This window comes from Tropicimonas sp. IMCC6043, from assembly GCF_004146235.1.
In the GTDB taxonomy this organism is placed as follows: Bacteria; Pseudomonadota; Alphaproteobacteria; order Rhodobacterales; family Rhodobacteraceae; genus Tropicimonas.
On sequence record NZ_SELO01000003.1, the window covers coordinates 274,704 to 299,794 of the forward strand.

Here is a 25,091-nt window from a genome sequence, read left to right on the forward strand (position 1 = left end):
CCAACTCGCGCATCCGGCCTTTCAATGTGTGACCTCCCGGAAGATGACGCGCTGCACGACGGTGATCAGCAGGATCAGTACGAAGAGGATGATCGCCAGCGCCGAGGCGTAGCCATAGAGGTTGCGGGTGATCGCGGTTGTGTAGATGTAGTAGATCGGCGAGGCCGAGGACCCGGCCGGCCCGCCACCGGTCATCACGAAGATCTGGCTGAAGATCCTGAGCGTGGCGATGAGTTGCAGCGTGACGACCATCGACAGGACGGGACGCAGCTGGGGCAGGATGATGAAGCGCAGCCGGCTGAACGGCCCCGCCCCATCAACCCGCGCGGCTTCGATCAGGTCTTTCGGGATGTCCTGGAGCGCCGCCAGTATCAGCACGAAGGCGAGCCCGAGGTCCCACCAGACCGACGCGATGGCGACGCCGAAGAGCGACCAGTCGATAGATGTCAGCCAGGGGATCGGGCCAATCCCGACAAATCCGAGATAGTGGTTGATCAGGCCGAACTGGGTGTCGAGCATCCACACCCAGACCAGCCCGATCACCGTGGCCGACACGACATTGGGCGAGAAGAAGAGCGTCCGCGCCAGTCCCGAGGCCGGATAGCCGCGGTTGACGTAGAGCGCGAAGAGCGTTGCCAGGACCGTCACCGACGGAACGATGCAGAGCGCGTACCACAGCACGTTGGTGAAGGCCTGCCAGGCCCAAGGGTCGGACCAGATCTCCTCGAAGTTCCGGCTGCCGACATATTCCGGTGCGCCGAAGATCGACCACTCGGTGAAGGCGACATAGAAGCCGAAGATGACCGGCAGGACGTTGAAGATCAGGAACGGAATGCCGAACGCGGCGATGAAGAGGTAGCCGACCCAATGGATCCGCTCACGCTCCGCCTCGGCAAGACCTGCCGTCGCCCCCGCAATCGTCCCGGTGGAGGTTGTCATGCTCTTTGCACCTCAGTTCCGCGCCGCGTTTCGACAGGTGGATGTCCTCGGACATGGAACGGGCGGCCGGCAATCCGGGCCGCCCGCCCATCCTGGTCCGTATCAGCCCTTGTCGAGTGCTTTCTGCCACGCCGTGGCGAGTTGCTCCATCGCTTGGGCGGGAGTCGCCTGGCCGGTCCAGACGAGTTCGAGCGTCTTGGCGAGGATATTGCCGCCCGAGTAGATGGTGAATTCCGGGCCGTCGAGCACCGGGACCTCGTAGATATCGGCAAAGGACATCCCCTCGATGAAGGCTCCGCGCACGTTCCACGGATGGCCAGCGGTGTCGTAGCCCGGCATCGCCAGGATCGACTTCCGGGGCGATGCGCCGCGCCCGACCGTCGTCCACTCGAAGGAATTGTCGGAAAGCCACTTGATGGCGTCCATGGTTGCCTTGTAGCGGCCCTTGTCCTGCTGGACATACATCTCAAGCCCGCCCTCTTCGAAATAGGTGCGGCGCTTCTCTCCGATCTGTGGGAAGAGCGCGGTCTTGAAGTCCAGCCCCTGGCCGACATAGCCGTTGAGCGTCCATGGTCCGGTCCAGAAGATCGAGCCCTGGCCGGTGCCGAAGGCCTTGTAGCGGTCGGTCACGTCGCGGGTGGAGACCTTCCACTCGTCGAAGAGCGCCAGGACCCATTCCATCGCGGCGATACCGGCTTCCGGGTTCACAGCGGCGGTCTTGAGATCGGCTGAGGCGCGCTCGAAGCCCATCTGGGCCGCGACGATGCCCCAGGTCACGGTGGGCTGCACGCCCGAGCCGGTCATCAGGATGCCCGACCTCGTCACGGTGTCGCCATCCATCCTGGTCATCGCCTTGCCCCATTCGATCAGCTCCTCGCCGGTCTCCGGGGCAGCGTCGGGCGCAAACCCGGCCTCGGCCATGTGCTGGAGGTTGATCTCCGGCTGGAGGCTCATCAGGTCCATCGGAATGAGATAAAGCGCGTTGTCATAGGCCGGGTAGCGCGCGGCGTTCAGCGGGCCTTCCTCGAAATCCGAGAGGTCCAGCCCGCTTTCGACGGCAAGCTCGTCCATCGGCACGGTCACGCCGTCGCGAGCTAGCTTGGCGCCCTTGCCAGCCGTTCCCCAGCCGAAATCCGGTGCGCGGCCGGTCGCGGCCGCCGCGAGGGTCTTGGTCACGACCTGGTCCTCGGGAACCAGCTCCATCTTGATCTGCACGCCCTTGTCCTTGTGCGCCTCGTTGAACGCATCGATGGACTTGGCCCAGACCTCGCCGTCGGAGGCCGCCAGCCACGACCAGTGAACGATCTCGATCGGGCTCTGCGCCCAGACACGGGTGGAAAGCGTCGGTGCCGCGAGGGCGCCACCGACGGCCGCCGCGCCGGATTTCAGCAGGCGGCGGCGGGACATAGGGTGCGGTGTGTTGGTGATCTTGGTCATCATCAGGGTCCCCTGTTGCTCCGGGCACGGCCCGAATTTACATGTATCGTCTCTCGCCGCGGCGGCATTGCCGCCACGGTGGTCCGCCTGCGAACCTGCTCGCCAAATGACCGGGTTTGTGGTTCCTCTAGATACACCTGTCCCCTTCGCTGACTCGCACGATTCAGACGCGTGGGACCGGGTTCCGGTTGTTCATGGCTCGCTGCAGAGGCGGCCAGTCGCACCGCCCATAGCGATATCATGACGCGGCCCCCGCAGCTTAAATTGATCCATTCGGATAGATTGTTGATCGAAACGGCCAAACTCTGGGTTTCGCGATGCATTGATACGCAAGTTCGAATCGTTAACGGCGCGGCGCCCCGAGGCGCCGCGCCGTTCCTGACTCGCGGAGGATGAGAGCAGTGGCGTTGCCGTTTCCCGCGTCAGGCGGGCAGCGACCACCGCGTGCGGAGGATACAGGTGGTCCGGTCGCCATCCTCGCCGTAGTAAAGCGTCAGCAGTGATCCGTCGCCGCAGGGGATCGTGCAGGGATAGCCGAGATTGCCGTTGCCCATCCCGGCGCGGATCACGACAGGTTCGGACCACGTCTCGCCATCGTCGTCGGACCAGACGGCACGAATTCCGTGGTCCGGAATCCGCCATCCGTAGGTCATCAGGATCCGCCCGTCGGCAAGTTCCGCCAGATGCGCCGGAAGCCCCGCCGTCTGGAGGTCGCGCCGAGGCGACCAGGTCGCGCCGCCATCGTCCGAATGGATGGCGTGCATGGTGCGCAACCCGTTGTCGCGCAGGATCATCAGGATCCGGCCGGTCCGGGTAATCAGGGTCGCGGGCTCTTCGAACTCGCTGCCCTCGGCATCCGCAAGCACGGTCGGAGCCGACCATGTCCGGCCCATGTCGTCGGAGGTGACGAGAAACAGGGTCGCGAAGCGATAGGCATCGGTCAGCGGCAGCAGGATACGCCCGCCCGGCGTGACAACGCCGCCGCGATTGCCATAGCCGCCGATCAGCGGCGCGGTATCGATCTCGACCGTTTCTGCAAAGGATCGCGCGCCGTCCCTTGAGAAATGAACGAAGCACCGGCCGCCGTTGCGGACCCAGGGCGCGTGCGCCTCGGGATTGCGTTCGGCGTCGTGTCCCGAATAGACGCCGGCGGCGATCCAGGGCGAGAGAAGCTCCGCCGGCCAGGTCATCAGCGGTTCGGCCTCCATCGTCCGCGCCCGCGACAGGGGAATCCAGGTCCCCCGCCACTGGTTCAGCATCACCTGCCCGTCCGGCAGTTCGGTCAGGCCGGCGCATTCCGTTCCGGTCCAGCCATAGCCGGGCGCGACCTCGGGCGGCGACCAGGTCTCGCCATCGTCCTCCGACCGAGTCACCACGTTCATGAACATCGGATCCTGTGGCGGATGCATGATGATCTCGCGCCTCGGGGCCTTGTTGAAGACCATCGCGATCCCGCCATCGGCGAGCCGGATCGCATCGGGATGCGCGAGATAGCTGTGAGGATCGCGGAAGAGGACCGCGTGCTCAACATCGTCTGCATGGATCATGTCGGACAGCCTTTCACTGCGGGGGGCGTCATTTCGGCACGCGCGGCAGGCAGCATTGCCGTCGAGTCGGGTTGACACTGACGCGACGATCATGATCGCCGGAGACACAGCGGACGCGGAGGGCTCGATGTCGCGCGTTGCGTGCGACGTGCGTTCGCATATCCCCCACTCCAGCACTGCACCCGATCATTTCTTTTCCCATCTAAAATCTCGGAAACTCTCCCACCACCTGCGCCGGATCGGGCCCAGGCCGTTCACACTGTGTGCGACACAGGTGAACCGGCATCGCCGGGTTCGCGAATGCAGGCGCGTCGGGATCGCGTTCAGGTCGTCCCGACTATCGAGCAGCCGGCCGGCGGCGCATTGACCCGCCGCGACCGGGATTGTGCACTGCCGGTCATCGGGACGGTTCCGGCGGACCGGGGACTGCGGGACGCGAATGCTTCGTGCTCATAACGGAGGACCCGGCCCTCCCCCGGAAAGACGGAACGATCCGGCAGACAGTGTGGGTATCTCCGCCGCCACGACGCGCCGGGGCGGGTCGCGCCCAACCACCGTTCACCCGAGCCGCATCCCGCCATCGACCGGAATATCAACACCGGTGATGTAATCGCCGGAGGCTGCGCAAAGCATTGCGACGACGCCTGCACATTCCTCCGCGCACCCGACGCGTCCAAGTGGAATCTTGTCCTCCACTCGCGAGCGGTAGGTCTGGTCGGAAAGGGCGTCTGCGTTGCGCTCCGTTCCGATGACACCGGGCGCCACGTTGTTGACCGTGATGCCGTCCGGGGCGAGTTGCGCCGCGAGGCTTCGGACCATGTTTTCCATCCCGCTCTTCATCACGGCATAGACCAGCATCTCGGGATGTGGTCGCCATTGCTGGATCGACCCGATGGTGACGATCCGGCCCCAACCTTGCGCGATCATATGGGGGGTCGCCGCCTGTATCAGCGCGATCGTTGCCATGATATTGGCATCGAATTGCCGGTGCGCCGCATCGCGATCGACACGGCGCCAATCCTGCCGGATCTGAACCGCTGCATTGGCGATCAGGAGGTCCACACCACCGCCCAGACCGGACGCCGCGCCTGACACGAGGTCCTCCGCGACATGCTCGGCCGTAAGATGGCCCCCGACGACCGCGGCACGGCGCCCGAGGGCCTCGATCTCACCTGCCACCTGTTCTGCGGCGGCCCTGGCGCCCGCATAGTGCACACAGACATACCTGCCTGAAAACGCTTAGCTGACCGCCGTGTCCTCGCGATGCGTGACGCAACAGTCAGCCCTTTTGGCGAGGATCAGGCCGCGAGATCCTCCTCCGATTCCGTCCAGTTCAGTCCGGGACGATACCGGGCGTCGACCTTGCCATCCTTCAACGCGAAGAGATGCAACCAGCCGTTGTCGAAGAGATCGCGAACGTCCGGGTGGCGCTCGAGAACACTGGCAATGGCGTCACGCGGTGCGTCGATCATGACCGTGAGGCGGAGCGGTTCGTGCATCAGCCTTTCGCCGTCATGCACCGCTTGCCACGGCAATCCCGGCCTCAGCCGGCCCGAATTGCCTTCGATCACGCCAATGCCCCCGACCACGTTGTGAATGAGCTTGTTACCGCCACCGAACACGTCCGGCATCACCGACGATCCGTAATACTGAAGGCTGATCAAGCTTGCCACGACGACCGGGGCGGTGAGGATCAGTTCCAGCGTTGCGAAGCCGTCATCCGCCTGCCAGTCATAGCTGTGGAGAAAGGCCCGCCCGCCAAGGTCTTTGCCAAGGGTTGCGGCGCGCGGGGCAGCGATGAAGGCGGCGCAGCCGGCAAGCCCCCATTCGGGGCGGATCTCGGCCCAGTTCAGGGCGCGGTCGGTGACGTTGGCAGCCTTGGCCCCCGGCAGCTTGGGCGCCCGTTCCGCCCGGGCAATCCGTCCGGCCTGCTTCAGCCAGCCCTCGATCCGGCTGATGTCCGCGGCCCGGTTTGCGGGCAGTCCGTCGTCATAGATCGTGACTTCGTCCGTCGTCGTGTCGTGCAGGCCGGCGACGAAGAGCGTGTCTTCCGGGATCGCGATGCCGCGCCCGGCCAGACCGTCCCTCGTTTCAGGGTCGTTCAGGAGGGTGGCGAGAAGCCGCGCGGACACCTCGCCCGTGTAGCCGCCGCAGGCGCCGCAATGATAGGCGCTTTCATGCGGATTGTTCGTGACCTGTCCGCCGTGTCCGAGAAGCAGAACGACCTCGCCATGCCCATCGGTTGCGCTCATGGCGCCCAGCACAGCGGCTGCAATTTCGGTCTTCGCTGCGGCGTCGAGACCGCCAATGACCTGCGGCGTCGGAGCCGGCTCATTCGCCCTCGCTCCCAGGCCCAAGGAATCGCGCAGCAGTTTTCCGGCATAGAAGGGCCCGGCCGCTTCGACGAAGGCGAAGGAGGAGACAGCCGCCTGGCGGAACCGGCCCCAGGCACGACGGGTCCGCGCCGCGATCCGGCGGTCCTGCTCGCGCGCAGGGTCGGCATGGCTCGCGGTTTCGATGGCCGGCTTGAGAAGAACCGGCAGGTGCGCCTCAATTACATCCGACCCCTGCGACCTGTGTGCCAGCGGCAGGCCGAAGAAGCCCGCGAAACCGATCGTCTCGATGGAGGGGGCAACGCTTTCCAGCGCGCGCCGGAAGATCTCGGAGCGCACGTCGATGCAGAATGCCGCCTGCAGCGAGGGCCGGCCCTCGGACGGGGAGCCTCCGTCAAGCGCGGCCCGAAGCCTCCGTTGATGCGCCCGTTCCGACGCCTCCTGAAGGATGGACAGGGCAACATCCTCTTCCGAGGGCTCGATCGGCGCTCTGTGTGCCGCGACGGTCTCGGTCCATTTGGCAGCGACCTCCGGCACATGCGCGAGAAGCGCCTCCTCCCAGATCAGCCGGATCGCCAGCAGATCGGTCAGTGTCCGGTCTGTCTCTCCGGAGAGTTCGGCCTGCCAGAGGAGCCAGCGCGCATGCTGCGACCAGCCGCCGAGATCCATGAAGAGCCGGTGGAACGCGGTCTCGCAAGCCGCCTCGTCCAGACCGAGTGCATCCGCGGCCCGCAGTATTGCGCGCTCCGCAGTGTCCGGCGCCGCCGCCACATGAGCGCAGAAGCCGGCGAGGCCCGCGATCTCCGGCGTCAGGTCATGCGTGGCCCAGGCCCGCCAGGACGCAAACGCTTCCATTCCTGGCGTCGGCGACCAGAGTGCCTGCCCCCGGTCGAACTCTCCTGCGGCCCAGAGTCCGAAGGATTTCTCGATGAGGGACGGCCAGTCCACGCCGGTTGGCTCGGCCGCGAGGTCGGCCACCGTCGGCAGGGCAGCGGGTCCACCGGCCGGGCCGTCGCTGGCAAAGGCTTTCAATGCCGCGAGGTCCTTCGGCCGGATCGGCGACGTCGAAGCTGACAATGCGGCAACCAGGTCGTCGTCCGTCAGGCGACCGGTCTCAATCATGGCGGCATACGCAACGCCAGACTGCGTCGCACGGACGCCCGCGACCCGTTGCAGACGCGCCGAGGCGGTCGCCAGGTCGTCTCCGGTCTGCCCCAGGAAGGGATTGACCGCGACGGTCGCTTCCAGCGGAAAGGCCGGCGGGATACGCCGCGCTGCGTTCTCGGCGGCCTTGAGGATCCCCGACATCAGCGTCGGAGCGATCTGCGAGTGTTTGAGGAACATGTCGGTCTCCGGGATGTCAGTTGGATTTTGCGTTGCGGAAGCCGCCGATCGCGCGGTCCAGCAGGGCGTTCAGATAGAAGCCGTTCGCGAGGTGCACCCGCAGCCCAGCCATGGAGGGGTGATGCGCCCAGAGAGGAAAAAGTGCCTGTGCGAAGGCGACGAGCCCGAAGGAGGCCACTGCGAGCACGAGCAGCGCCCATTCCAGGGGGCCCGGGGCCGGAGCCGGCGGCAGGGCCGGCCCCCAGATGGCCTGCGCGGCAGCCTGGAAGGAGAAATACGTCACGGCCGCACCCAGCGATGCCAGCACCGTGCGCTTTGTCAGTTCCGCCGGCGCATGATCGGCAAGCCCCTGAGCGACCAGATAGGCGACGCCCAGGATCAGGATCGTTCCGAGCGCCAGCGCCTGCGCCGTCTTGGGCCCTATCAGCACGGTGAAGAGGGTCGCGATCACCAGATAGAGGGCAAGTGCGAGGGCGAAGGACCTGAGCACCGCGCCGACGCTCGGAACCGCGATCGGGCCGGGGCGACGCAGGCCTGCGACGGCCTGAACCGCGCCGCCCGAGGACAGGAATGCGTGCGCCTTGTAGAGCGAATGCGCAATGATGTGCAGAAGCGCGAGCGCCCAGAGCCCGAGCCCGCATTGCAAAAGCAGGAACCCCATCTGGGAGACCGTGGACCAGGCCAGCGATGTCTTGACCGCGCTTTGAGTCAGCATGACGGCCGCCCCGAACAGCGCCGTGAACCCGCCGATCATCACCAGCGCCGCCATGGCCCCTGGGCTTTGCTGGACGAGCCCTGCCAGGACGATCAGGAGAACGCCCCCCGAGTTGATGATCCCCGCGTGAAGGAGCGCGGAAACAGGTGTCGGCGCTTCCATGACTTCGGTGAGCCACCCGTGCAGCGGAAAGGCCGCGGTCTTGAGGGCGGCGGCGAGAACGATGAGGGCAACAGCGAGCGACGCGATCGGCGTCAGGCCAAGATCGGCAGAAGCCATCACGATCGATGCGACGTTCCCTGTGCCGTAGCTCGCGGCCAGAAGCAGAGCGGCCAGCACCAGCACCGCGTCGGCGCCGTGCCAGACCAATGCGAATTTGGTGGCCGCCCGGCGGGCCTCCGGGCGGGCGCTGTAGAACAGCAGCAGCCGCTTCAGTCCCAGCCCGACCAACGCGGATGATAGGATGAGCGCTATCAGGCTGCCCGACTGCACGAAGAACAGCGCGGTGGCCAGCGTTGCGAGCATGAGCGCATGGAACCGCCCTTCCTGCGCCTCGCCGTCAAGATAGGAACGGCTGTAGCGCATCACGACCCAGCCGATGAAGGCGACGAGGAGGACGAGAGTGACATTTACCAGCCCCGCCTCGAAGGTCAGGGCCGCGAAACCGTCGAGCAGGGACAGCGTCGCGGGGCCTGCGACCGCGAACTGGACGACGCCGAGCAGAGCAAAACCGAGAGCCGCAAGCGCGGCAAATCCGAGAGCTGTGGCAGGGCACCGGGGCGACGTCCGGGCCGGCGCCAGGAAAGAAACGCCATTGCGAGCAGGACGCAGGGTGCAAGGAAAGAGAACGAAACCATCATGACATATCTCCGGGGCGTGTTCAGCACCGCAGATACGCGATTGAATCCTTCAATAAAAATTCACAAAATGAGAGAAATCATTCTATCAAACAGAACTATGTCGACGCTCAACCTTCATCACCTGCGCCTGTTTCGGGCCGTCGCGCGCGACGGAACGCTGACGGGAGCCGCGCGGGCGCTCAACATATCTCAATCGGCTGTTTCGACACAGATAAAGTCGCTGGAGGCCGCCCTCGGCCATGACCTCTTCGAGCGTCGCGGGCGGAACCTTGTCCTGTCGGAGGCCGGCCGCATCGCGCTCGATCATGCAGACGAAATCTTTCGGGCCGCGGAGAACCTGACCGGAACCTTGAAACAGGCCGCGACGAGGCGCCGGGTCTTGAGGATCGGCGCATTGGCGACATTGTCTCGGAATTTCCAGATTTCCTTCGTCGCCCCGCTCATCGGACGGGAAGACGTGGAAGTGGTCCTTCGGTCCGGAACACAGGAGATGCTGCTGCGTGGCTTGGAGTCGCTTTCACTCGACATCGTGCTGACCAATCTTGTTCCGGCGCGGGACGCTGCCAGCCCCTATCTGGTCCATCACCTCGCCGACCAACCGGTCAGCCTCATCGGCACGCCCGATCGGTCCATCGGCGATCGGGCCGGTTTCGTGGAGATCCTGTCCTCCGAGCCACTCGTGCTTCCGACCCCGGAGACATCGATCCGCGCAAGTTTCGACGCCCTACTGGAAACTCTCGGAATCATTCCGCGGATCGCGGCGGAAGCCGACGACATGGCCATGCTGCGGCTTCTGGCGCGGGCAGACGCTGGTATCGCGGTCATTCCGTCCATTGTCGTGCAGGACGAGTTGAACGCTGGAAGGCTCAAGGAATATGCCCGCCTCGACGATGTCAGGGAGGTCTTCGCCGCGGTCACGATCGGTCGGAAGTTCCCGAACCCGCTCATTAAGGAGGTGCTGGGCGCGGAGCGAACCGCGATGACCTAGACGTTTGATCCCCGGTTTCGATGATGCGGCCCATGCGATCGAATGGAAGGACGCAGTCTGGGTCGGGTTCGTAACGGGAGCGCCAGAGCGGCAAACGAGCGATCGAAAAAGTCCCGCAAGCGCCCCCCGCGTGGTCGACGCAACGAGACCTGCTGCATCAGCGCCCGCCCCCGAAATGACGCGGCAGACGTGAAGCTCGAATCGGATATCCGGCATCACACGGCGGAAAGAACGGGAGTTTGCGCATCTGCGGGCCGGGAAATCGGATACAACGGAACTCAGGTCCGAACATTGTCTCGCAGACGTGCCAAATGGCTGAAATCGCTCGGCGCAGGAGGATAACGTAAGGTAATCTTCTTTCGGGGGACCGCGCGAAAGGACTTTAGAATGAGACATTTTCCCAGTTTACCCGAAGTTTTCGGTAGCGATGAACTTGCACTCGAAACCCTGTTTGGAACGGAGCTTCCTCCCGAAGCCGACATTCCGGCGAACGGCGCAGGGCTTGCTCACGTTGTGAAGGGCGGACCGTTCGATCACTCGATCCTCCCCCCGGACGTTTCAGATGAAATCGAAGAAAACCATTTTGGAGTGACCGTTGGCCAGGAGCACGGTGACTTCTTCGAGATGATTGCCGAACCGGAGGCCATCGCTTCGTCGAGCGTGCTCTCGGATTTCACCATCGATTTCGGCGGCGACTTCTCCGCCCGTCCCAAGGATGGTCCCGGCGGCGGTGGCAACGACGGTGGCGGCGGCGGCGGTGGCGGCGGTGGCAAGGGCGGCAGCGGCAGCGTGTTCTACCTCAGCGGAGAGGATGACGGACTTGCGGGCTTTGACATTCTGCTCGAGTTCGAAGGCTCGGGCTGGACGGATCAGCTCATGAATGCCTTCAAAGTCGCAGCGGACTATCTGACAACCGTCATCCAGGACGACTGGGACCTCGACGGGACATCCGAAATCACCGCCCGCCGCGAAAAGCTGGTATGGGACGACCTCTACCTGAAAGTCGCCCTTGAAGACATTGACGGAACCGGCAACGTGCTCGCTCAGGCTGGACCGACGGGCTTCTGGGGCAGCTCTATCGGGCTGCCGGCCCAGGGATCGATCACTTTCGACATTGCGGACTTCGGCACCGGGTCACAATATCTCGGTATCGCCGACGAAATTGCTTTCCATGAAATGATGCATGCGCTTGGCTTTGGCACGCTCTGGGGCGATCCAAGCCTGCTGAACCCCTATGGCAAGAGCTTGCTGGACGTATCGACTGGCAATTACACCGGCACCTGGGGCTTGGCGGCGTACAACGCCGAGTTCGAAACCTCCGGTACGGTTGTCGAGATCGAGGTCGAAGGTGATGGCGGCGCGGGCACCGCAGGCGGTCACTGGGACGAGTTCAAGTTCGGAACGATCACGCAAACCGATGGCGACGTGTATGACGGCGCAGACGAATTGATGACCGGCTACATCGACGACGGCGCGTATATTTCCTACACATCGGTCATGTCGCTTCAGGACCTGGGCTACGACGTGGCCTATGTCGATTACGATCCGAGCGTCTACGTCTATGAAGGAATCAGCATCGACACCTACGGGATCGCCTGAACGCGCGCCCGCGGGCGCATCCTTCTCAAAAAGCTCTTCGGCGCACATGGCGGACGCCTCGTTCGTCATGTGCAACCGCTCACAAGGACTTCCGGCAAAAGACATTGCCAGACTGAAGACGTCCGGCCGTGGGGCGTGACCAAGCGACCGTGCTATACATTCCATAATCCTTCTGGAGGAGTGCATGGCAGGACGTGCATCAAGACGAAGCTGGAGGTGGGAGGCAGCGCAGGCAGGCTCTCTCCTGCTGATGTATCTGATGATCAGTCCGTTTTTGGTCCACTCCGTCGAAATCGTTGCCGCGGGGCTCGGCGGAGAGCCGGCCGGCAAGCCGTATCTGTTCGTACAAGCTGACCTTTTCGGAAACTCGGCAATGGTCGTGCACGCAACGGCTGGTGTCATCCTGACAGCATTGGTGCCACTTCAACTCGTCGGCGTGGTACGAAGGAACATGACCATGCTGCACCGGGCAATGGGTGTCCTGCTTCTCGGCTGCACGCTCTTTGCGTCGGTTGGCGGCCTGGCCTACATAGCCATTCGGGGAACGGTCGGCGGTCCGGTCATGTCGATCGGCTTTGCTTTGTATGGGCTCTGTCTGCTCTTTGCAGCGGCACGGCTATTCCAAACAGCCATGGAAGGTGACCGGCCAGGCCATTGGCGATGGTCCTTGCGCTTCTTCTGGCTGGCCATCGGTTCCTGGCTCTATCGGCTCCACTACGTTCTTTGGTACCTGGCAACGGGAGGAATCTGGTCGACGCCGGACTTCACGGGAGCGTTCGACAGGGTACAGAATTTCGCGTTCTACATCCCCTACCTATTTCTGGTTCAGGTCTGGATCGCGAGGAGAGCCCAGTTTCGAACCTGCCCGCCAGACGCGGCGACTGAGGCGCTGCCGCAGCCCTGACGGGAGGAGACGGACGTCCTGCCGCGCTCCACGTCGCCGTGAAGAATTGTTGCGGCAATGGGCTTGCGTCGGCATCATTGAACGAGGAGCCGAGCCGGCTCTTCGACTTGGAGGCGACCCGTGCGGCCTATTCGAATGGGACTGGTCCTTTTGCTTGCGGCGGCAGGACCTACGGCCAACGCGCAAGAATTTGACCCGATGGCATCGTGCGGAGAGGTTCTGCGCAGGGCAGATGACGCTCTGAAACTATCGATTGCGGCCTGGACATTCGGCTATATCGCCGGAAAGGGCGAACGCCCGGCGCAGGTCGACCTTTCGGCGAGCATACGGTTACTGGAACAGATGTTCGATGATTGCCGCGCCGATGAGGCGTTGTCCTTTCTTGCTTTGGCCGAGAAGCGCCTACCGGACGCGCTGCACTCGCTTCCTGTCGGCGGGCCGGGCACCGAGGCCGAAGCGACAGCATTGCTTGAGCGATTTCTTGATCCGAACGCCGATCTCATTGCGCTGACGGCAGCGCTCAAGCCCACGCCCGCGGATGTCTCTGCGGTCTATGCAGAACCACTGGCGAGCCTGTTGATCGAGCAATATGAGCGGCAATATTCGCCCAAGGCCCAATTCGGACCGAAGCAGGGCCAGAACGCAGTGCTCGTCGTTTATACCACCACGACCGAGCTGCGATCACGAGCGCCGGTTCTGGGCGAGTTTCCCGGCGGCTACAAGGATGTCTTGGACTTCATGAAGGATGGGCACCCGATCGTCCGGTTCAAATTCGTCGAGCAGGGCCAGACCACCGGCCTCGCATCGGATGGGCTGATCTTCGTGAATGACCGGTGGGTGTTCATGCCGAAACCCTGGCGCGCGCTGGAATAGGGTCTTGGGGCTGGGGTCGTGTTTTGGGAACGGAAGGGAACATCACATGAAACTGCTTTCGATACTGGCCGCGAGCCTGATGCCGGCAATTGGTTGGGCCGAAGACTGGCAAGGTGTCTGGGCAGCGGACCCCAGCATCTGCCAATACGCGGATCAGTTGGGTGAACACGACCCGACCCCCATACGTTACTCCGGCACCGAATTCGTGGGGCTCGAAAATCGCTGCGCCATCGCAAGCTCGGACCGTGTCGGCGACCTTCCGGCGTGGCGCCTCGTCCTGACATGCACCGGCGAAGGTGAAACCTACGACGACGAACGGCTCCTGATGATCAGCGAAGACGGCATTCTGTGGGAGTTTGACGGAATTTTTGAACCCTACGGCTATGTCCGGTGCGAATAGCCAGTCAATCCCTGTTCACGGAACGGGACATTGGTCGACGTCTTTGCGTTGCCCAGAGCCGTGGATGAAACTGTAGCTGCCACAGTCTGCGTCTCAGCCGCGAACAGTGGCAGTCGATTGCCCGTCAGCCGATGGTGATCGCATGGCATGGATCGCTTAGCCGCGGGCCCGGACCTCGCGGGCGAGGTTCACGCATTCCTGCAGAAGGATGGGAATGAAGGCCGCGAGCGGGGCCGAGCGGAACCATGTGTCGGGGATGTGGTAGACCGGCGACTTCAGCATCATGAAGCCCCAGACCGCATTCATCTGGTAGGAGAGGAACAGCGCAAGCACGATCGTCGCCAGGCTGGTCAGGATTTCGGCGAGCCGCTGGCTGCTGGCCGGCATCACGTCATATAGCGCGGAAACCGATATATGCCTCCGGCGCCGGTGCAGCACGGCGGCAGTCAGGAAGGTCAGCCAGATCAGGCCCAGCTTCGTCAGTTCCTCCAGGCCGATGATCGAGCGGCCAAAGACGTAGCGGTAAACGACCTGCGTCAATACCCCCAGCACGAGGGCGACGAGGATCGCCTGCGCGATGCGGGTGTAGATCGCCGCGATCCAGCCAAGCAGGTTGTCGATCCGTGTCACGTCACTCTCCATTGCCGCGGCGTTGGCGGGCCGCCGAGGCCCGCCACGCGTGGTGTCACTCCATCGCCCGGATCTCGTCCATCAGCCCTGCGGCCCAGAGACCCTCTTGTTCCTGAACAGCGGTCTGGTCGGCGAGTTTCGCCTGGAAGGGCTCGGAATTGACCATGATGACGAAACCGCCGTCATCGGTGATCTGCTTCGCAGCAGTCTCGGCCACCTCCGCGGCGAGCACCTCGGAATACTCCGCGGCGAGTTCCGCCGCGCCGGTCAGCGCCGCCTGCTCCTCTGCGGTGAGCCCCTGAAAGCGCGTCTCGTTGATGGCCAGCGTGATCGAGGGGAAGACGTGGTTGGTCAGGGTGACATAGGGCGCGGCGAGGTGGAATTTCTGCGCCACGATCGAGTCGAGCGGGGATTCCATTGCATCGGTTACGCCGGTCTTGAGCGCCTGGAAGGCCTCGCCCCAGGGAACCGAGGTCGGGTTGGCCCCGAGAGCTTCCCAGGTCTTGATGTAGGACGGGATGCCGGGGACACGGAACTTCAGCCCCTTGAGGTCATCGGGGGTGAAGACCGGTTTCGTCGAGACGACGACGCGCGGCAGTTTCGCCCATTCCACCGACAGGAAGCGCAGGTTGAACTGCTCGCGCAGCTGATCCGCCATGCGCGCCTCGACATCCGATGTCAGGAATGCCTTGAAATGCGCCTCGTCGCGGAACGTGAAGCCCCACGAGATGACGTTGTAGTCGGTGACGAAGTTCCCGTAATTCGTGATGTCCTCGACCACGAGGTCGATGATCCCGGCTTGCATCTGCTGGATCGCCTCGGCGCCGCGGCCGAGCTGGCCGGCTGGGAACACCTGCACATCGAGCGAACCGCCGGAAAGCTCGTTCGCCTTTGCCGCGAACTCTTCGGCCGCCATGCAGGTCGGGTTGGTTGCCGCCGACGGGCAGGCAAGGCGCAGTGTTGTAGCTGCCTCCGCGGCGTTGGCGATCACGCCGAGCGCGGTGATGGTCAGGAATGTCTGTAGGTGTTTCATGTCGTCTCCTCCTTCAGGTCGGGTCAATACCCCTGCAGCAGCAGTTCGGACGGGAACAGCACCAGCCAGGGCACATAGGTTATCACGAAAAGCACCGCGAGAATGGGCAGCAGGAACGGAACGATCGCCCGCGCAGTGTCGATGAAGCGGATCTCGGCGATTTCGGTCACGATGTAGAGCGCCCAGCCGAGCGGTGGGGTGATCAGCCCGACGGTCAGGTTCAGCACCACGACGACGCCAAGGTGGACAGGGTCGACCCCGAGCGCCGTTCCCATGCCGACCAGCGTCGGCGTAAAGATCACGAGGATCGAGGTCAGGCTCATGAAGGTTCCCAGGATCAGCAGGATGATGTTGACCGAGAACAGGAAGGCGATGCGACCGTAGCCGGTGCCATCGAAGAAGGCCGAAAGCGCATCGGGGATCTGGTTGGTCGTCACCAGCCAGCCGAAGAGCGAGGACATCGCGAGGATGAACAGGATCTGTGTCGAGGTCTCCAGCGTCGAGACCAGCATCGGGCCGATATCGCGGAGCCGGAGATCGCCCATCAGGCTCGAGACGACGAAGGCATAGGCGACGGCGACGACGCCGGCCTCGGTCGGAGTGAAGAGACCGAAAACCAGCCCCGCGAGGATCACCGCCGGTGTCATCAGCGGCAGGACGTTCTGCACTGCACTGCGCGCAACCTCCCGGACGCTCGCGCGCGGACGTGGCGCGACGTGGCGCGAGGCCGCGATATAGACATAGATCATCATCATGACCCCGAGCAGCACCCCGGGCACCAGTCCGCCGAGAAAGAGCGCGGGGATCGAGACATCTGTCATCGTGCCGTAGAGCACCATCAGGATCGAGGGCGGGATGATCGGGCCGATACAGCTCGAGGCTGCGGTCACGGCCGCCGAGAACGGCTTGGGATAGCCCGCCTCGGTCATCGCCCGGATCTCGATGCGACCGAGACCGGCAGTGTCCGCAACCGCCGAGCCCGAGATGCCGGCAAAGAACATGCTCGAGAGGATGTTCACATGCGCCAGCCCGCCGCGGACATGGCCGACAAGGAGATTGGCGAAGGAGAAGATCCTCTGCGTCACGCCGCCGACGTTCATGATCTCGCCTGCGAGCACGAAGAACGGGATCGCCAGAAGCGTGATGCCACCGAGGCTGTCGACCATCGAGAAGATCATCACCGTCGCCGGTATGTCGGAGAGAACCATGTAGCCCATCGATGCCACGCCCATGGCGATCGCAACGGGCGCGCCGAGCAGCATCATGAAGAAAAAGATGATGAAAAGCGCAGTCAGAGCCATGTCAGCCATCTCCAAGGAAGGCGCCGGCATCGCGCAGGCCGGCCCGGAGCACGGCGCTGTCGATCGCACGGAAATCGCCGCTATTGCTCCCGGCGACCATCGCCGCGGCAAGGCCCGCGGCTTGCCCGGTCGCCATCGCCGTCGGCATGACACGGACCGCCGCAAAGGCCTCCGCCTCCGCAGAAATCCCGCGACCGGCCGCCGCGAGATTGACGAGCCCCTTGGGGATCAGCGACCGGAAGGGGATGCGGTAGAAATGGGTTTCGCCGAATTCCTCGATGGTCAACTCGGCGCTGTCGGCGTGGTGGATGTCGATCGGGTAGGCACCGCAGGCGATGGTATCGGTGAAGGGCGTGCTCTCGCGCAGCTCCGCGGCGGTGAGCACATGCTCTCCCCGGATGCGCCGCGTGTCGCGCACACCGAGCGCCGGGGCCATCATCATCAGCTGTGCCGCTTCACAGCCCGGCAGGTTGGCCGTCAGGAAACGGGCGATCTGCAGCGCCTGCTCGCGCCCCTCCATCTCGCCGGCGGCGAGCGAGAACGGGTCGGTCGGGTCCACGCTCACGCGGGAGATATTGAACCAGGCAGTCGCCGCACCGGGCACCGGACTGTAGTGCAGCGCCGCGCGAGGCAGGTCACCGCTGGCTAGTCCGCGGGCAACGATCTCGGCCTTGGCCTCGCGCGTGACGTTCCCGAGCCGTTCGAAATCCACCGGCGCCATGGCGAACATCATCGTCGCCGGCTGCCGGCCGCTCTCCGCCTCCGCGAGAAATTCCGCACCGGCCTCGGAAAGCAGGGTCATGTCCCCCGAACTGTCGATGAAGCTGTGCGCGGTAATCTGCCACGTCCCGCCGGACGTGGCGACGGAGACCGACTCGATCCGGCCGGCCTCAGAAGTGACGCCGCACAGAGTCGCATGGAACATGACCCGTATCCCGGCGCGCCGCACCAGCCGGTCGAGCGCCACCTTCAGGATCTCTGGGGCGTAGGCAATTCGGTCCATCCGGTGACCGGTGGACATCGTGAACCAGTCGAACCCGTCCGCGCCGCCAAGCCCCGTCAGTTCCGCCACGATGTCATCACCGATCCCGCCGACGACCTTGCGCCCCGCCCGCGTGTGCCAGCCGACGAATTGCGACACCGCGCCCGCGGTGGCCGCGCCGCCGAGAAAGCCCGCGCGCTCTACGAGCACCACGCGCGCGCCACGTCGCGCCGCCGCCAGCGCAGCCGCCGTTCCGGCCATTCCGCCGCCGACGACACAGACATCCGTTTCGATGCAATGTTCCAGTGGGTCCGCCTCCTCCTGCCAGTGTGTTGATCTGGAGCGAAGGTGACAATTAATATTCGTTCTTCTCGGATTAGCTTCATGTTAATCTGTTGCCATGCTCAGCCTGCGTCAGATCGAAACCGTCCGCGCCGTGCTGTTGTCCGGGTCGATTACCGGTGCAGCACGCATGCTCAATGTCTCCCCGCCCAGCGTCAGCAGGATGCTGAAGCATTCTGAATCGCTGGTCGGGATGAGTTTCTTTGACCGTACAGCCAATGGTTTCGTTCCCCGGCCGGAAATTGCCGAGCTTCTGACCGACCTGGAGGCAGTCCATGATGGTATCCTGCGGGTCAACCGCCGGCTCGAGGCCGCGCAGCGTCCGATCGGCGGCAAGCTGGCCATCGGAACCTCCCCCGGGCTCGGCGTCTCACTCGTGCCCCGGGCAATCAAGGCGATGTATCGCGAACTGCCAGATGTCGAACTGACCTTCGATGTCCTCCACCGCGACGAGTTCGCCAGCCAGCTCCTCTTGCAGAATGTCGACCTCGCTATGGCGATCTTTGACGTGGACGATCCGCGCATCGACTCGGTGCCGATCGACGCCGGGCGGCTGGTCTGTCTCGTTCCGGCCGACCACAGGCTCGCCCATCGCGACGTGATCGCGCTGGCAGATCTCCAGACCGAGGACATCATCGGGTTCAACCAGTCCCAGTTCCAACAGGCGATGATCGAACGTCTGCTGGAGCAGGCCGGCGTGCGCCTGCGGCCGTTCCTTCGGGTCCGGCTGACAGTCTCGGCCTATTTCATGGTCGCAAACGGCGCCGGCGTGGCCCTCTTGGACAGTTTCACCGTTGGCGAGGCGCCATCGGATCGCGTCAAGGTCATCCCGCTGAAAGAACAGGCCGGCTTTACCCTGCGGCTGTTTCACAGCCGGCACACGCCATTGTCGCAGATCGCGGAGTTATTCATCCGGCATATCCGGGCCTGTCTGACGTCAGACCCCTTCGGGGAGATCTAGGGGCATGCAGAACGACTGGGTCAGGTATAACGCTATCGAGTCGAGGAGTTCCCGATAAGATCTCCGCGCCCTGCCCCGCTCGACTTCACTCGCTCTCACACCGACATCGAGCGCGGTCAGAACAGCAGGTTGGGCAGGAACAGCGCAAGGGCCGGGAAGAGGCTCAGCAAAATGATCGCGAAGAGGTGGATCAACCAGTAGGGCACCGTGGCGATGGCCACGCGGCCGAGACTCACCTCGTTGTTCGTCAGCGCCGTCAGAACCGAGAGATTCAGCCCAACCGGTGGCGTCACCTGGCCGATTTCTATGACGATCGTGATGATCACGCCGATCCAGATCGGGTCAAAGCCGAGCCCCGTCAGCAGCGGAAATACCACCGGCAGAGTCATGATCATCAGCGACAGGCCATCGAAGAAGCATCCCAGCAACAGGTAGATCAGCACGACGATCAGGAGCACCGTATAGGCGCCCAGGCCGCTGTCGGCGACGGCCTCGAGGATTTGCTGCGGCACGCCGAGGATGCTCACCGACTTCGCCAGAATCGTGGCGCCGAGCACCAGGAAACCGACCGATGCGAAGAGCAGCGCCGAGTGGTAGACCGCGTCGAGCAGCTTGCGGAAGGTGAAATCGCCCCAGATCGACGTCAGGACGATCGCGAAGATCACGCCGAGGCCGGCCGATTCCGTTGGGGTTGCGAGCCCGCCGATAATGCTGCCGATGACCGCCGCGATGAGCGCGAGAATGGGCCAGATTTGTCGGAACCCGATTATGATCTCGAGCAGGGACGCCTGGCTTTGGTCCCGCGGGGCAAGGGACGGATTACGGGAACACCGGACCAACAGGTAGGCCATGAAGAGGCTTCCGACCATCAGCCCCGGCACGATGCCTGCGGCAAAGAGCCGGCCGATGGAGGTTTCAGTCAGCGCGCCGTAGATGAGGAACGAAAGGCTCGGTGGGATCAGCAGGCCGAGCGTTCCGCCTCCGGCGAGGCTGCCCACCACCATGTCCTTGTTGTAGCCGCGCTTCGCCATTTCCGGATAGGCGACGGAGCCGACCGCCGCCGCAGTGGAAAGACTCGAGCCGCTGACCGCACCGAACAGGGTGCAGACGGCGATATTGGTGTGCAGCAACCCGCCCGGGACCCGGCGGAACAGCGGCGAGAACGCCGTGTAGGCGCGCTCGCTGACGCCGCTGCGCAGAAGGATTTCACCAAGAAGGATGAACACGGGAACGGCGCTGAGCGTGAAGGAGTTGAAGACGTTCCAGATCGCGTCCACGGCCAGCGAGGTCGCGCCGTTGGAAAAGAAATACAGAATCACGAGGCCGGTCAGCCCGAGCGCGGCGCCGAGCGCCATTCCCGTGCCCGCGGTGACGACCAGGCCACCGATCAGGGTCGTCCAGAACATCAGGGCGTCGTCTCGCTTCGATCGGTGAAGCCCGGCTGTGGCTCGGCCTTTTCTTCGGGCAGAAGGCCGACCAGCCGGGCGAACAGGATCGCCATGGTCAACAGGATCGTAACTGGCATCACGGCCATCCACGGATAGAGCAGCAGCCGCGAGGTCTGTGTCTTCAGGTTGCGGTCAAAGGCAAACTCGAACCATGGGATGATGTCGAGCATCAGCCAGCCAAAGAAGAACAGGGTCATCAGCAGGCCGAGCCCAAGCAGCGCCCGCAGCCATGGGCCACCGACCGCGTTGACGAGGAGCGCCACCCGGACGTGCTGGGAGCGGAGGCTCACCATGGGCAGGGCGAGCAGGAGCGAGACGCTCAGCAGCAGACCCACCACTTCCTCGGTGATGTGCAGCGGCGAACCGAGCTTTCGCATCACGACGCTGGCCGTGATGATGCAGACGATGGCCGCGATCCCCAGCGAGGCCGCGATGGCGCAGGCAAAGGCGAGCCCGCGCAAGGCTTGCGCCACGAGGACACCGGGAGATCGGGCCATCGTATCGGTCCCGCTTATCGGCCGAGCGCCTCCAGGACGCGTTCGCGATACGCCACGGCGTTGCCGCCGGCCTCTTCGGCGAGATCGGCCCAAACCTCGGTCACCGAGTCGACGAAAAGCGCACGGTCGGCCTCGGGGAAGTCCTCGCCCCAGACGAGCCCCTGGGAAACCAGCTCTTCGCGCGCGGCCATCTCGCGGTCCATATCGTCGTCATACTGGTTGGTGCGTTCCCACAGGTCGTCGGCCGCCTTGGTGACGGCTTCCTTGAACGAGTCGTCCGCCTCTTCCCAACGGTCGGTTGCGACACCGATCACGTAGGGGCCCGACGCCATCGGGTAGAGGAAGGAGGCGTATTTCGACACTTCCTGAAGCGAGACGGTGTGGGCATAGAGCGCCGGGTAGAGCGCGCAGTCCACGACACCGGTCTTCATCGCCACGTAAAGCTCTTCCTGCGGGATGATCTGGGCGGAGACACCAAGTTTGGTAAATGTCTCGACCTGGTCGCGCGCCCAGACCCGCAGTTTCTTCGACTTCAGATCTTCGAGCGTGTTGACGGGCTCCTCGCTGCAGAACACGGAAACCATGAGCATCGGGATCGCCACGTAGCCCACCGAGGAGACGCCCCAGTCGGCGAACTCTTCCTCGTAGATCTCCTTGACCACGGGGATTGCCTTCTCGAACTCGTCGATCGAGCCGATAGTGCCCTGGACGACGACCGAGCTGAGCGCCGGCGCGTCACGGCCGAGGTAGTTCGCCCACATCAGGCTCATCTCGACGGCGCCCTTGGGCAGGAAGCGGAGTGTGTCGGTGTTGGGCAATCCCAGCGATCCGCCGCTGTAGAGCTTCAGCTCGGTCTCGCCACCGAGGGCCGCGTTCGCCTCGGCGACGAACTGCTCGAGCTCCGCGGATTCCGGGCGGGTCTCCGGCAGGAAGTTGTTCACCCGCCATTCCTCGGCCACCGCTGGTGACACGGAGAGCGCTACTCCCAAGGTAAGGCTACCGATCAGGCGTTTCATCATCTTTCCTCCTGGATGTCGTTCATCGTTGCCGGGTGCCGGCGGGGTCCTCGTCTGTCCGATGTTGTAGTTCCTGACCGAAGATTGCGAAAGTGCATTCGTAGGCACGACCACCCGCGAGTTGGCCTTCAAGACGTTGCCCGGTGCGACCGTGAGGCCGGTTGATCAATTGGACGAGAGGGGCTGATTGACGCGCAAGGGAATGGAGCGCAGCATCCGTGACCTACAATGTCCAAGCCCGGGAGTGCGTGAATGGCGATGCGGATCAAACCGAAGGTCTTCGGACCGATCACTGTCCTATATGGTGGTGATGGGGAGTTGCGGTACCGCGGGCCGGGCGAGGACCATGGCGCCGCATCACCGGGCGGCACGCCCGTCGACATTCTTCTCGCGTCCGTTGGCGCTTGCATCGCAAAATCTCTCAAGATCGCGGCGGACCAACGCGTGAAGCCGCTTGAGCCTTTCGCGGTCGACGTTACAGGAACGAAGGCGACGGACCTGCCCAACCGGCTCGGCACGATCGGCATCCGTGTCATCGGACGGCTGACGGATGAGGCCGGCCTGGCGTCCGAAGTGATCCGACACGCAAAATCGATCTGCACGGTCAGCAACACGCTCAACTGCACGTTCGAGCTGGAGCATGACCGATCCGAAGAGCCCGGGCTTTCGGAGCATCAGGAGCGATCCAAAAGGGCGAGCGACGGTGTCGGTCGTGCCTCGGGAGCCTAGCTGGTCTTTGGAAAGAAGGCGGGGCGGTGTTCAAGATCAGACGGCCACCCCCCTGCCCGCCCCCGTTGAGGGATCGGGTGACGCCATAAAAGGAACTGCAAGGCGATATGCCGTCCTGACGTGTGTCCCCAAGCCGAAAGGCCGGCGCCCGCCTGCGCCCTAAGCGCCATCGAGCGGCAGAGGTCTGCCTTCGGCGAGCGCCTCCATCGCGAAATAGGAGGTCACGGTGTCGAGCTCCAGCTTCTCGATCAGTCGACGGTAGACCCGGTCGTAGCCCGCCATGTCGCGGGTGACGATGCGCAGCATGTAGTCGTAGTCGCCGGCGATCCGGTAGACATCCACCACCTCGGGTATCGCGGTCACCCAACCGTGGAACTGCTTCAGCCACGCGGCGGAGTGGTGCCGCGTCTTCAGCATCATGAAAACCACGAGGTCGAGCCCGAGCGCGTGGCGGTCGATCACCGCCGTCGTGCCTTTCAGGATGCCTTCGGTCTCCAGCCGCTTCAACCGCCGCCAGCAGGCGTTTTGCGACAGCCCGACCCGCTCTGCCAGCTCGCGCTGTGACTGGCCGGGACGGGTTTGAAGCTCGCGCAGTATGGAGATGTCGATCTGATCGAAGGAAACGGACATAGGTCTATCAATATTATCGATCAAATCGGAGTGACAGTGAAATCGAGAGATGAAATTGCGGAAAGACAGATAGACTCTGTTCTCAGAAGCGCAGGAGGCCCCGATGCAGGAATATCGCGATTTCCAGAACATGATCCGCTCCCACGGCCTCGACGGCCTGCGGTCCGGGTTGATTGGCCGCGACATGGCCTTCGAGACTCCCTTCGGCACGCAGCAATTGCTCTACGCCGACTTCACCGCCTCCGGGCGTGCACTGCGCCAGGTGGAGGAGTTCATCGCCGAGAGCGTGCTTCCGATCTATGCCAACACCCACACCGAAGCCTCCTATTGCGGCCAGGAGATGGGCCGCCTGCGCGAAGGCGCGCGGGCCGAGATCGCGCGGATCACCGCCGCCGGGCCGGACTGCAGCGTGATCTTCACCGGCGCGGGGGCGACCTCGGGTCTGAACCGGCTGGTGGCGTTGCTCGACATTCCGGAGCGGTTGCGCGCAGGGAAGAAGGTGGTCGTCATGACCGGCCCCTACGAGCACCATTCCAACATCCTGCCGTGGCGCGAGAGCGGCGCGGAGGTGATCGAGATCCCCGAGGCGGAGACGGGCGGACCGGACCTCACCGCGCTGGAGGTTGCGCTTCAAGACGCGCAGGGTGCGGATCTCAAGATCGGCACCTTCTCGGCGGCCTCCAACGTCTCCGGCATCCTCACCGACCCCGACGCGGTGACACGGCTCCTGAAGCGGTACGGTGCGCTGTCCTTCTGGGACTACGCGGGCGGCGGCCCCTACCTGCCGCTCGACATGGAAGGCGACGGCGCGCCGAAGGACGCGATCGCGCTCTCGCCGCACAAGTTCGCCGGCGGGCCGGGGGCATCCGGCCTTCTGATCCTGCGCAACGCGGTGGTCGACCGGACGACCCCGACCGCGCCCGGCGGTGGTACGGTCAGTTTCGTCTCGCCCTGGGCGCATGACTATCTCGACTCCATCGTCGCGCGGGAGGAAGCGGGCACGCCCAACCTGGTCGGCGACATTCGCGCCGCCCTGGCGCTCCTCGTGAAGGAAGCCGCCGGAGAAGAACACATCGCCGAGCGTGACGCGGCGCTGCGGCAGCAGGCGCTGGAAGCGTGGAGCGACCTGCCGAACCTACGCCTGTTGGGGCGGAGCAATGCGCCGGCCCTGCCGATCTTCTCCTTGCTGGTACTGGGCGAGGACGGGGCGCCGATCCATCACCAGATCGTCAGCAAGATCCTGAGCGACCGTTTCGGCGTGCAGGCCCGCGCCGGATGCGCTTGCGCCGGCCCCTACGGCCACCGCCTCATGGGTGTGGACGAGGCGCTGTCGGAACGGCTGAGGGCAAGGGTCCGGGCCGGCGACGAATGGGAGAAACCCGGTTGGACCCGGCTCGGGCTGCATTTCCTGCACGACGAGCGGGAGGTCGACCGCATCCTCGAAGCGGTGGCAGAGGTGAGCCGCAACGGGTCGCTCTGGGCCGCAGACTACGGCGTGGAAGACCACTCGGCGCGTTACCTGGACCGGGACGTCGCCTGAGAGGCCGCTCGCCGCGCTCCAGCTCCGGGCGCGCGGGCTTTTC

General features: G+C 64.2%; 21 protein-coding genes and 1 pseudogene. 8 read left to right on the top strand and 14 right to left on the bottom strand.

All coding sequences use genetic code 11. The features are described from left to right. Window positions 1–21: 21 nt before the first annotated feature. From EU800_RS05605 to EU800_RS05630, 6 genes and pseudogenes are all read right to left on the bottom strand, one after another. Window positions 22–939, bottom strand: a complete 918-nt coding sequence (locus EU800_RS05605) for a carbohydrate ABC transporter permease (protein ID WP_129629420.1) — start codon at window positions 937–939, stop codon at window positions 22–24. Between the two features lie 102 nt (window positions 940–1,041). Next, complete coding sequence (locus EU800_RS05610; RefSeq protein WP_129629422.1) at window positions 1,042–2,379, bottom strand: extracellular solute-binding protein; 1,338 nt, start codon at window positions 2,377–2,379, stop codon at window positions 1,042–1,044. Window positions 2,380–2,798: 419 nt separating this feature from the next. Continuing rightward, window positions 2,799–3,923 (bottom strand): sialidase family protein, encoded by a 1,125-nt coding sequence (locus tag EU800_RS05615; RefSeq protein WP_165354571.1) that lies wholly within the window; start codon window positions 3,921–3,923, stop codon window positions 2,799–2,801. A gap of 558 nt (window positions 3,924–4,481) precedes the next feature. After that, window positions 4,482–5,141, bottom strand: a pseudogene (locus EU800_RS05620) (SDR family NAD(P)-dependent oxidoreductase); the annotation flags it as partial. Window positions 5,142–5,221: 80 nt separating this feature from the next. Next, window positions 5,222–7,600: a YbcC family protein gene (locus EU800_RS05625; protein ID WP_129629428.1), complete on the bottom strand. Its 2,379-nt coding sequence runs from the start codon at window positions 7,598–7,600 to the stop codon at window positions 5,222–5,224. Between the two features lie 16 nt (window positions 7,601–7,616). Beyond that, a complete protein-coding gene (locus EU800_RS05630; RefSeq protein WP_371685573.1) occupies window positions 7,617–8,900 on the bottom strand; it encodes a proton-conducting transporter membrane subunit in 1,284 nt (427 codons plus the stop codon). Window positions 8,901–9,272: 372 nt separating this feature from the next. Between EU800_RS05630 and EU800_RS05635 the strand changes: the two genes are divergently transcribed. The 5 genes from EU800_RS05635 to EU800_RS05655 all read left to right on the top strand — a co-directional run bounded on the left by EU800_RS05635 (window position 9,273) and on the right by EU800_RS05655 (window position 13,939). After that, window positions 9,273–10,163 (top strand): LysR family transcriptional regulator, encoded by an 891-nt coding sequence (locus EU800_RS05635; RefSeq protein ID WP_129629430.1) that lies wholly within the window; start codon window positions 9,273–9,275, stop codon window positions 10,161–10,163. A gap of 387 nt (window positions 10,164–10,550) precedes the next feature. After that, window positions 10,551–11,762, top strand: a complete 1,212-nt coding sequence (locus EU800_RS05640) for a leishmanolysin-related zinc metalloendopeptidase (protein ID WP_129629432.1) — start codon at window positions 10,551–10,553, stop codon at window positions 11,760–11,762. Between the two features lie 184 nt (window positions 11,763–11,946). Further along, the gene (locus tag EU800_RS05645; protein ID WP_129629434.1) at window positions 11,947–12,666 is read left to right on the top strand and encodes a DUF2306 domain-containing protein; all 720 of its coding nucleotides are present in this window, start codon (window positions 11,947–11,949) and stop codon (window positions 12,664–12,666) included. A gap of 198 nt (window positions 12,667–12,864) precedes the next feature. Beyond that, window positions 12,865–13,539, top strand: coding sequence for a hypothetical protein (locus EU800_RS05650; RefSeq protein ID WP_129629436.1), 675 nt, complete (start codon window positions 12,865–12,867; stop codon window positions 13,537–13,539). A gap of 46 nt (window positions 13,540–13,585) precedes the next feature. Then, a complete protein-coding gene (locus EU800_RS05655) occupies window positions 13,586–13,939 on the top strand; it encodes a hypothetical protein (protein WP_129629438.1) in 354 nt (117 codons plus the stop codon). 156 nt (window positions 13,940–14,095) lie between these two features. Here EU800_RS05655 and EU800_RS05660 read toward each other — a convergent pair whose 3' ends face one another. The 4 genes from EU800_RS05660 to EU800_RS05675 are packed head-to-tail and all read right to left on the bottom strand — an operon-like array spanning window position 14,096 to window position 18,245. Next, window positions 14,096–14,569: a TRAP transporter small permease gene (locus EU800_RS05660; RefSeq protein WP_165354572.1), complete on the bottom strand. Its 474-nt coding sequence runs from the start codon at window positions 14,567–14,569 to the stop codon at window positions 14,096–14,098. Between the two features lie 55 nt (window positions 14,570–14,624). Beyond that, window positions 14,625–15,602 (bottom strand): TRAP transporter substrate-binding protein, encoded by a 978-nt coding sequence (locus tag EU800_RS05665; protein WP_129629442.1) that lies wholly within the window; start codon window positions 15,600–15,602, stop codon window positions 14,625–14,627. Between the two features lie 23 nt (window positions 15,603–15,625). Then, on the bottom strand, window positions 15,626–16,903 hold the full coding sequence (locus tag EU800_RS05670) for a TRAP transporter large permease (RefSeq protein ID WP_165354573.1): 1,278 nt from the start codon (window positions 16,901–16,903) through the stop codon (window positions 15,626–15,628). 1 nt (window position 16,904) lies between these two features. Then, window positions 16,905–18,245: an FAD-dependent oxidoreductase gene (locus tag EU800_RS05675; protein ID WP_371685580.1), complete on the bottom strand. Its 1,341-nt coding sequence runs from the start codon at window positions 18,243–18,245 to the stop codon at window positions 16,905–16,907. 40 nt (window positions 18,246–18,285) lie between these two features. Here EU800_RS05675 and EU800_RS05680 point away from each other — a divergent pair, with 40 nt between their 5' ends. Continuing rightward, window positions 18,286–19,188, top strand: coding sequence for a LysR family transcriptional regulator (locus EU800_RS05680; protein ID WP_129629447.1), 903 nt, complete (start codon window positions 18,286–18,288; stop codon window positions 19,186–19,188). Between the two features lie 116 nt (window positions 19,189–19,304). Here the strand turns inward: EU800_RS05680 and EU800_RS05685 are convergent, their stop codons facing one another. The 3 genes from EU800_RS05685 to dctP are packed head-to-tail and all read right to left on the bottom strand — an operon-like array spanning window position 19,305 to window position 22,149. Continuing rightward, complete coding sequence (locus EU800_RS05685; RefSeq protein ID WP_129629449.1) at window positions 19,305–20,594, bottom strand: TRAP transporter large permease; 1,290 nt, start codon at window positions 20,592–20,594, stop codon at window positions 19,305–19,307. Further along, complete coding sequence (locus tag EU800_RS05690) at window positions 20,594–21,133, bottom strand: TRAP transporter small permease (protein ID WP_129629451.1); 540 nt, start codon at window positions 21,131–21,133, stop codon at window positions 20,594–20,596. Before EU800_RS05690 ends, EU800_RS05685 begins: the two co-directional genes overlap by 1 nt. Before the next feature lie 14 nt (window positions 21,134–21,147). Further along, window positions 21,148–22,149, bottom strand: a complete 1,002-nt coding sequence (gene dctP / locus EU800_RS05695; RefSeq protein WP_129629453.1) for a TRAP transporter substrate-binding protein DctP — start codon at window positions 22,147–22,149, stop codon at window positions 21,148–21,150. A 252-nt stretch (window positions 22,150–22,401) separates the two neighbouring features. On the opposite strand from dctP, the gene EU800_RS05700 reads away from it, so the two are divergent. Beyond that, on the top strand, window positions 22,402–22,878 hold the full coding sequence (locus tag EU800_RS05700) for an OsmC family protein (RefSeq protein WP_129629455.1): 477 nt from the start codon (window positions 22,402–22,404) through the stop codon (window positions 22,876–22,878). Between the two features lie 159 nt (window positions 22,879–23,037). On the opposite strand, the gene EU800_RS05705 is transcribed toward EU800_RS05700, so the two are convergent. Beyond that, window positions 23,038–23,508: an Lrp/AsnC family transcriptional regulator gene (locus tag EU800_RS05705; protein ID WP_129629457.1), complete on the bottom strand. Its 471-nt coding sequence runs from the start codon at window positions 23,506–23,508 to the stop codon at window positions 23,038–23,040. A gap of 103 nt (window positions 23,509–23,611) precedes the next feature. On the opposite strand from EU800_RS05705, the gene EU800_RS05710 reads away from it, so the two are divergent. After that, window positions 23,612–25,048 (top strand): aminotransferase class V-fold PLP-dependent enzyme, encoded by a 1,437-nt coding sequence (locus EU800_RS05710; protein ID WP_129629459.1) that lies wholly within the window; start codon window positions 23,612–23,614, stop codon window positions 25,046–25,048. Window positions 25,049–25,091: the final 43 nt, after the last annotated feature.

Bases quoted from the DNA above. Each gene is read 5' to 3' on its own strand.
- EU800_RS05605 (WP_129629420.1), bottom strand. From the start codon at position 939: ATGACAACCTCCACCGGGACGATTGCGGGGGCGACGGCAGGTCTTGCC.
- dctP (WP_129629453.1), bottom strand. From the start codon at position 22,149: ATGAAACGCCTGATCGGTAGCCTTACCTTGGGAGTAGCGCTCTCCGTG.
- EU800_RS05610 (WP_129629422.1), bottom strand. From the start codon at position 2,379: ATGATGACCAAGATCACCAACACACCGCACCCTATGTCCCGCCGCCGC.
- EU800_RS05685 (WP_129629449.1), bottom strand. From the start codon at position 20,594: ATGTTCTGGACGACCCTGATCGGTGGCCTGGTCGTCACCGCGGGCACG.
- EU800_RS05615 (WP_165354571.1), bottom strand. From the start codon at position 3,923: ATGATCCATGCAGACGATGTTGAGCACGCGGTCCTCTTCCGCGATCCT.
- EU800_RS05645 (WP_129629434.1), top strand. From the start codon at position 11,947: ATGGCAGGACGTGCATCAAGACGAAGCTGGAGGTGGGAGGCAGCGCAG.
- EU800_RS05710 (WP_129629459.1), top strand. From the start codon at position 23,612: ATGCAGGAATATCGCGATTTCCAGAACATGATCCGCTCCCACGGCCTC.
- EU800_RS05665 (WP_129629442.1), bottom strand. From the start codon at position 15,602: ATGAAACACCTACAGACATTCCTGACCATCACCGCGCTCGGCGTGATC.
- EU800_RS05700 (WP_129629455.1), top strand. From the start codon at position 22,402: ATGGCGATGCGGATCAAACCGAAGGTCTTCGGACCGATCACTGTCCTA.
- EU800_RS05680 (WP_129629447.1), top strand. From the start codon at position 18,286: ATGCTCAGCCTGCGTCAGATCGAAACCGTCCGCGCCGTGCTGTTGTCC.
- EU800_RS05655 (WP_129629438.1), top strand. From the start codon at position 13,586: ATGAAACTGCTTTCGATACTGGCCGCGAGCCTGATGCCGGCAATTGGT.
- EU800_RS05625 (WP_129629428.1), bottom strand. From the start codon at position 7,600: ATGTTCCTCAAACACTCGCAGATCGCTCCGACGCTGATGTCGGGGATC.
- EU800_RS05640 (WP_129629432.1), top strand. From the start codon at position 10,551: ATGAGACATTTTCCCAGTTTACCCGAAGTTTTCGGTAGCGATGAACTT.
- EU800_RS05690 (WP_129629451.1), bottom strand. From the start codon at position 21,133: ATGGCCCGATCTCCCGGTGTCCTCGTGGCGCAAGCCTTGCGCGGGCTC.
- EU800_RS05635 (WP_129629430.1), top strand. From the start codon at position 9,273: ATGTCGACGCTCAACCTTCATCACCTGCGCCTGTTTCGGGCCGTCGCG.
- EU800_RS05650 (WP_129629436.1), top strand. From the start codon at position 12,865: ATGGCATCGTGCGGAGAGGTTCTGCGCAGGGCAGATGACGCTCTGAAA.
- EU800_RS05630 (WP_371685573.1), bottom strand. From the start codon at position 8,900: ATGCGCTACAGCCGTTCCTATCTTGACGGCGAGGCGCAGGAAGGGCGG.
- EU800_RS05670 (WP_165354573.1), bottom strand. From the start codon at position 16,903: ATGGCTCTGACTGCGCTTTTCATCATCTTTTTCTTCATGATGCTGCTC.
- EU800_RS05705 (WP_129629457.1), bottom strand. From the start codon at position 23,508: ATGTCCGTTTCCTTCGATCAGATCGACATCTCCATACTGCGCGAGCTT.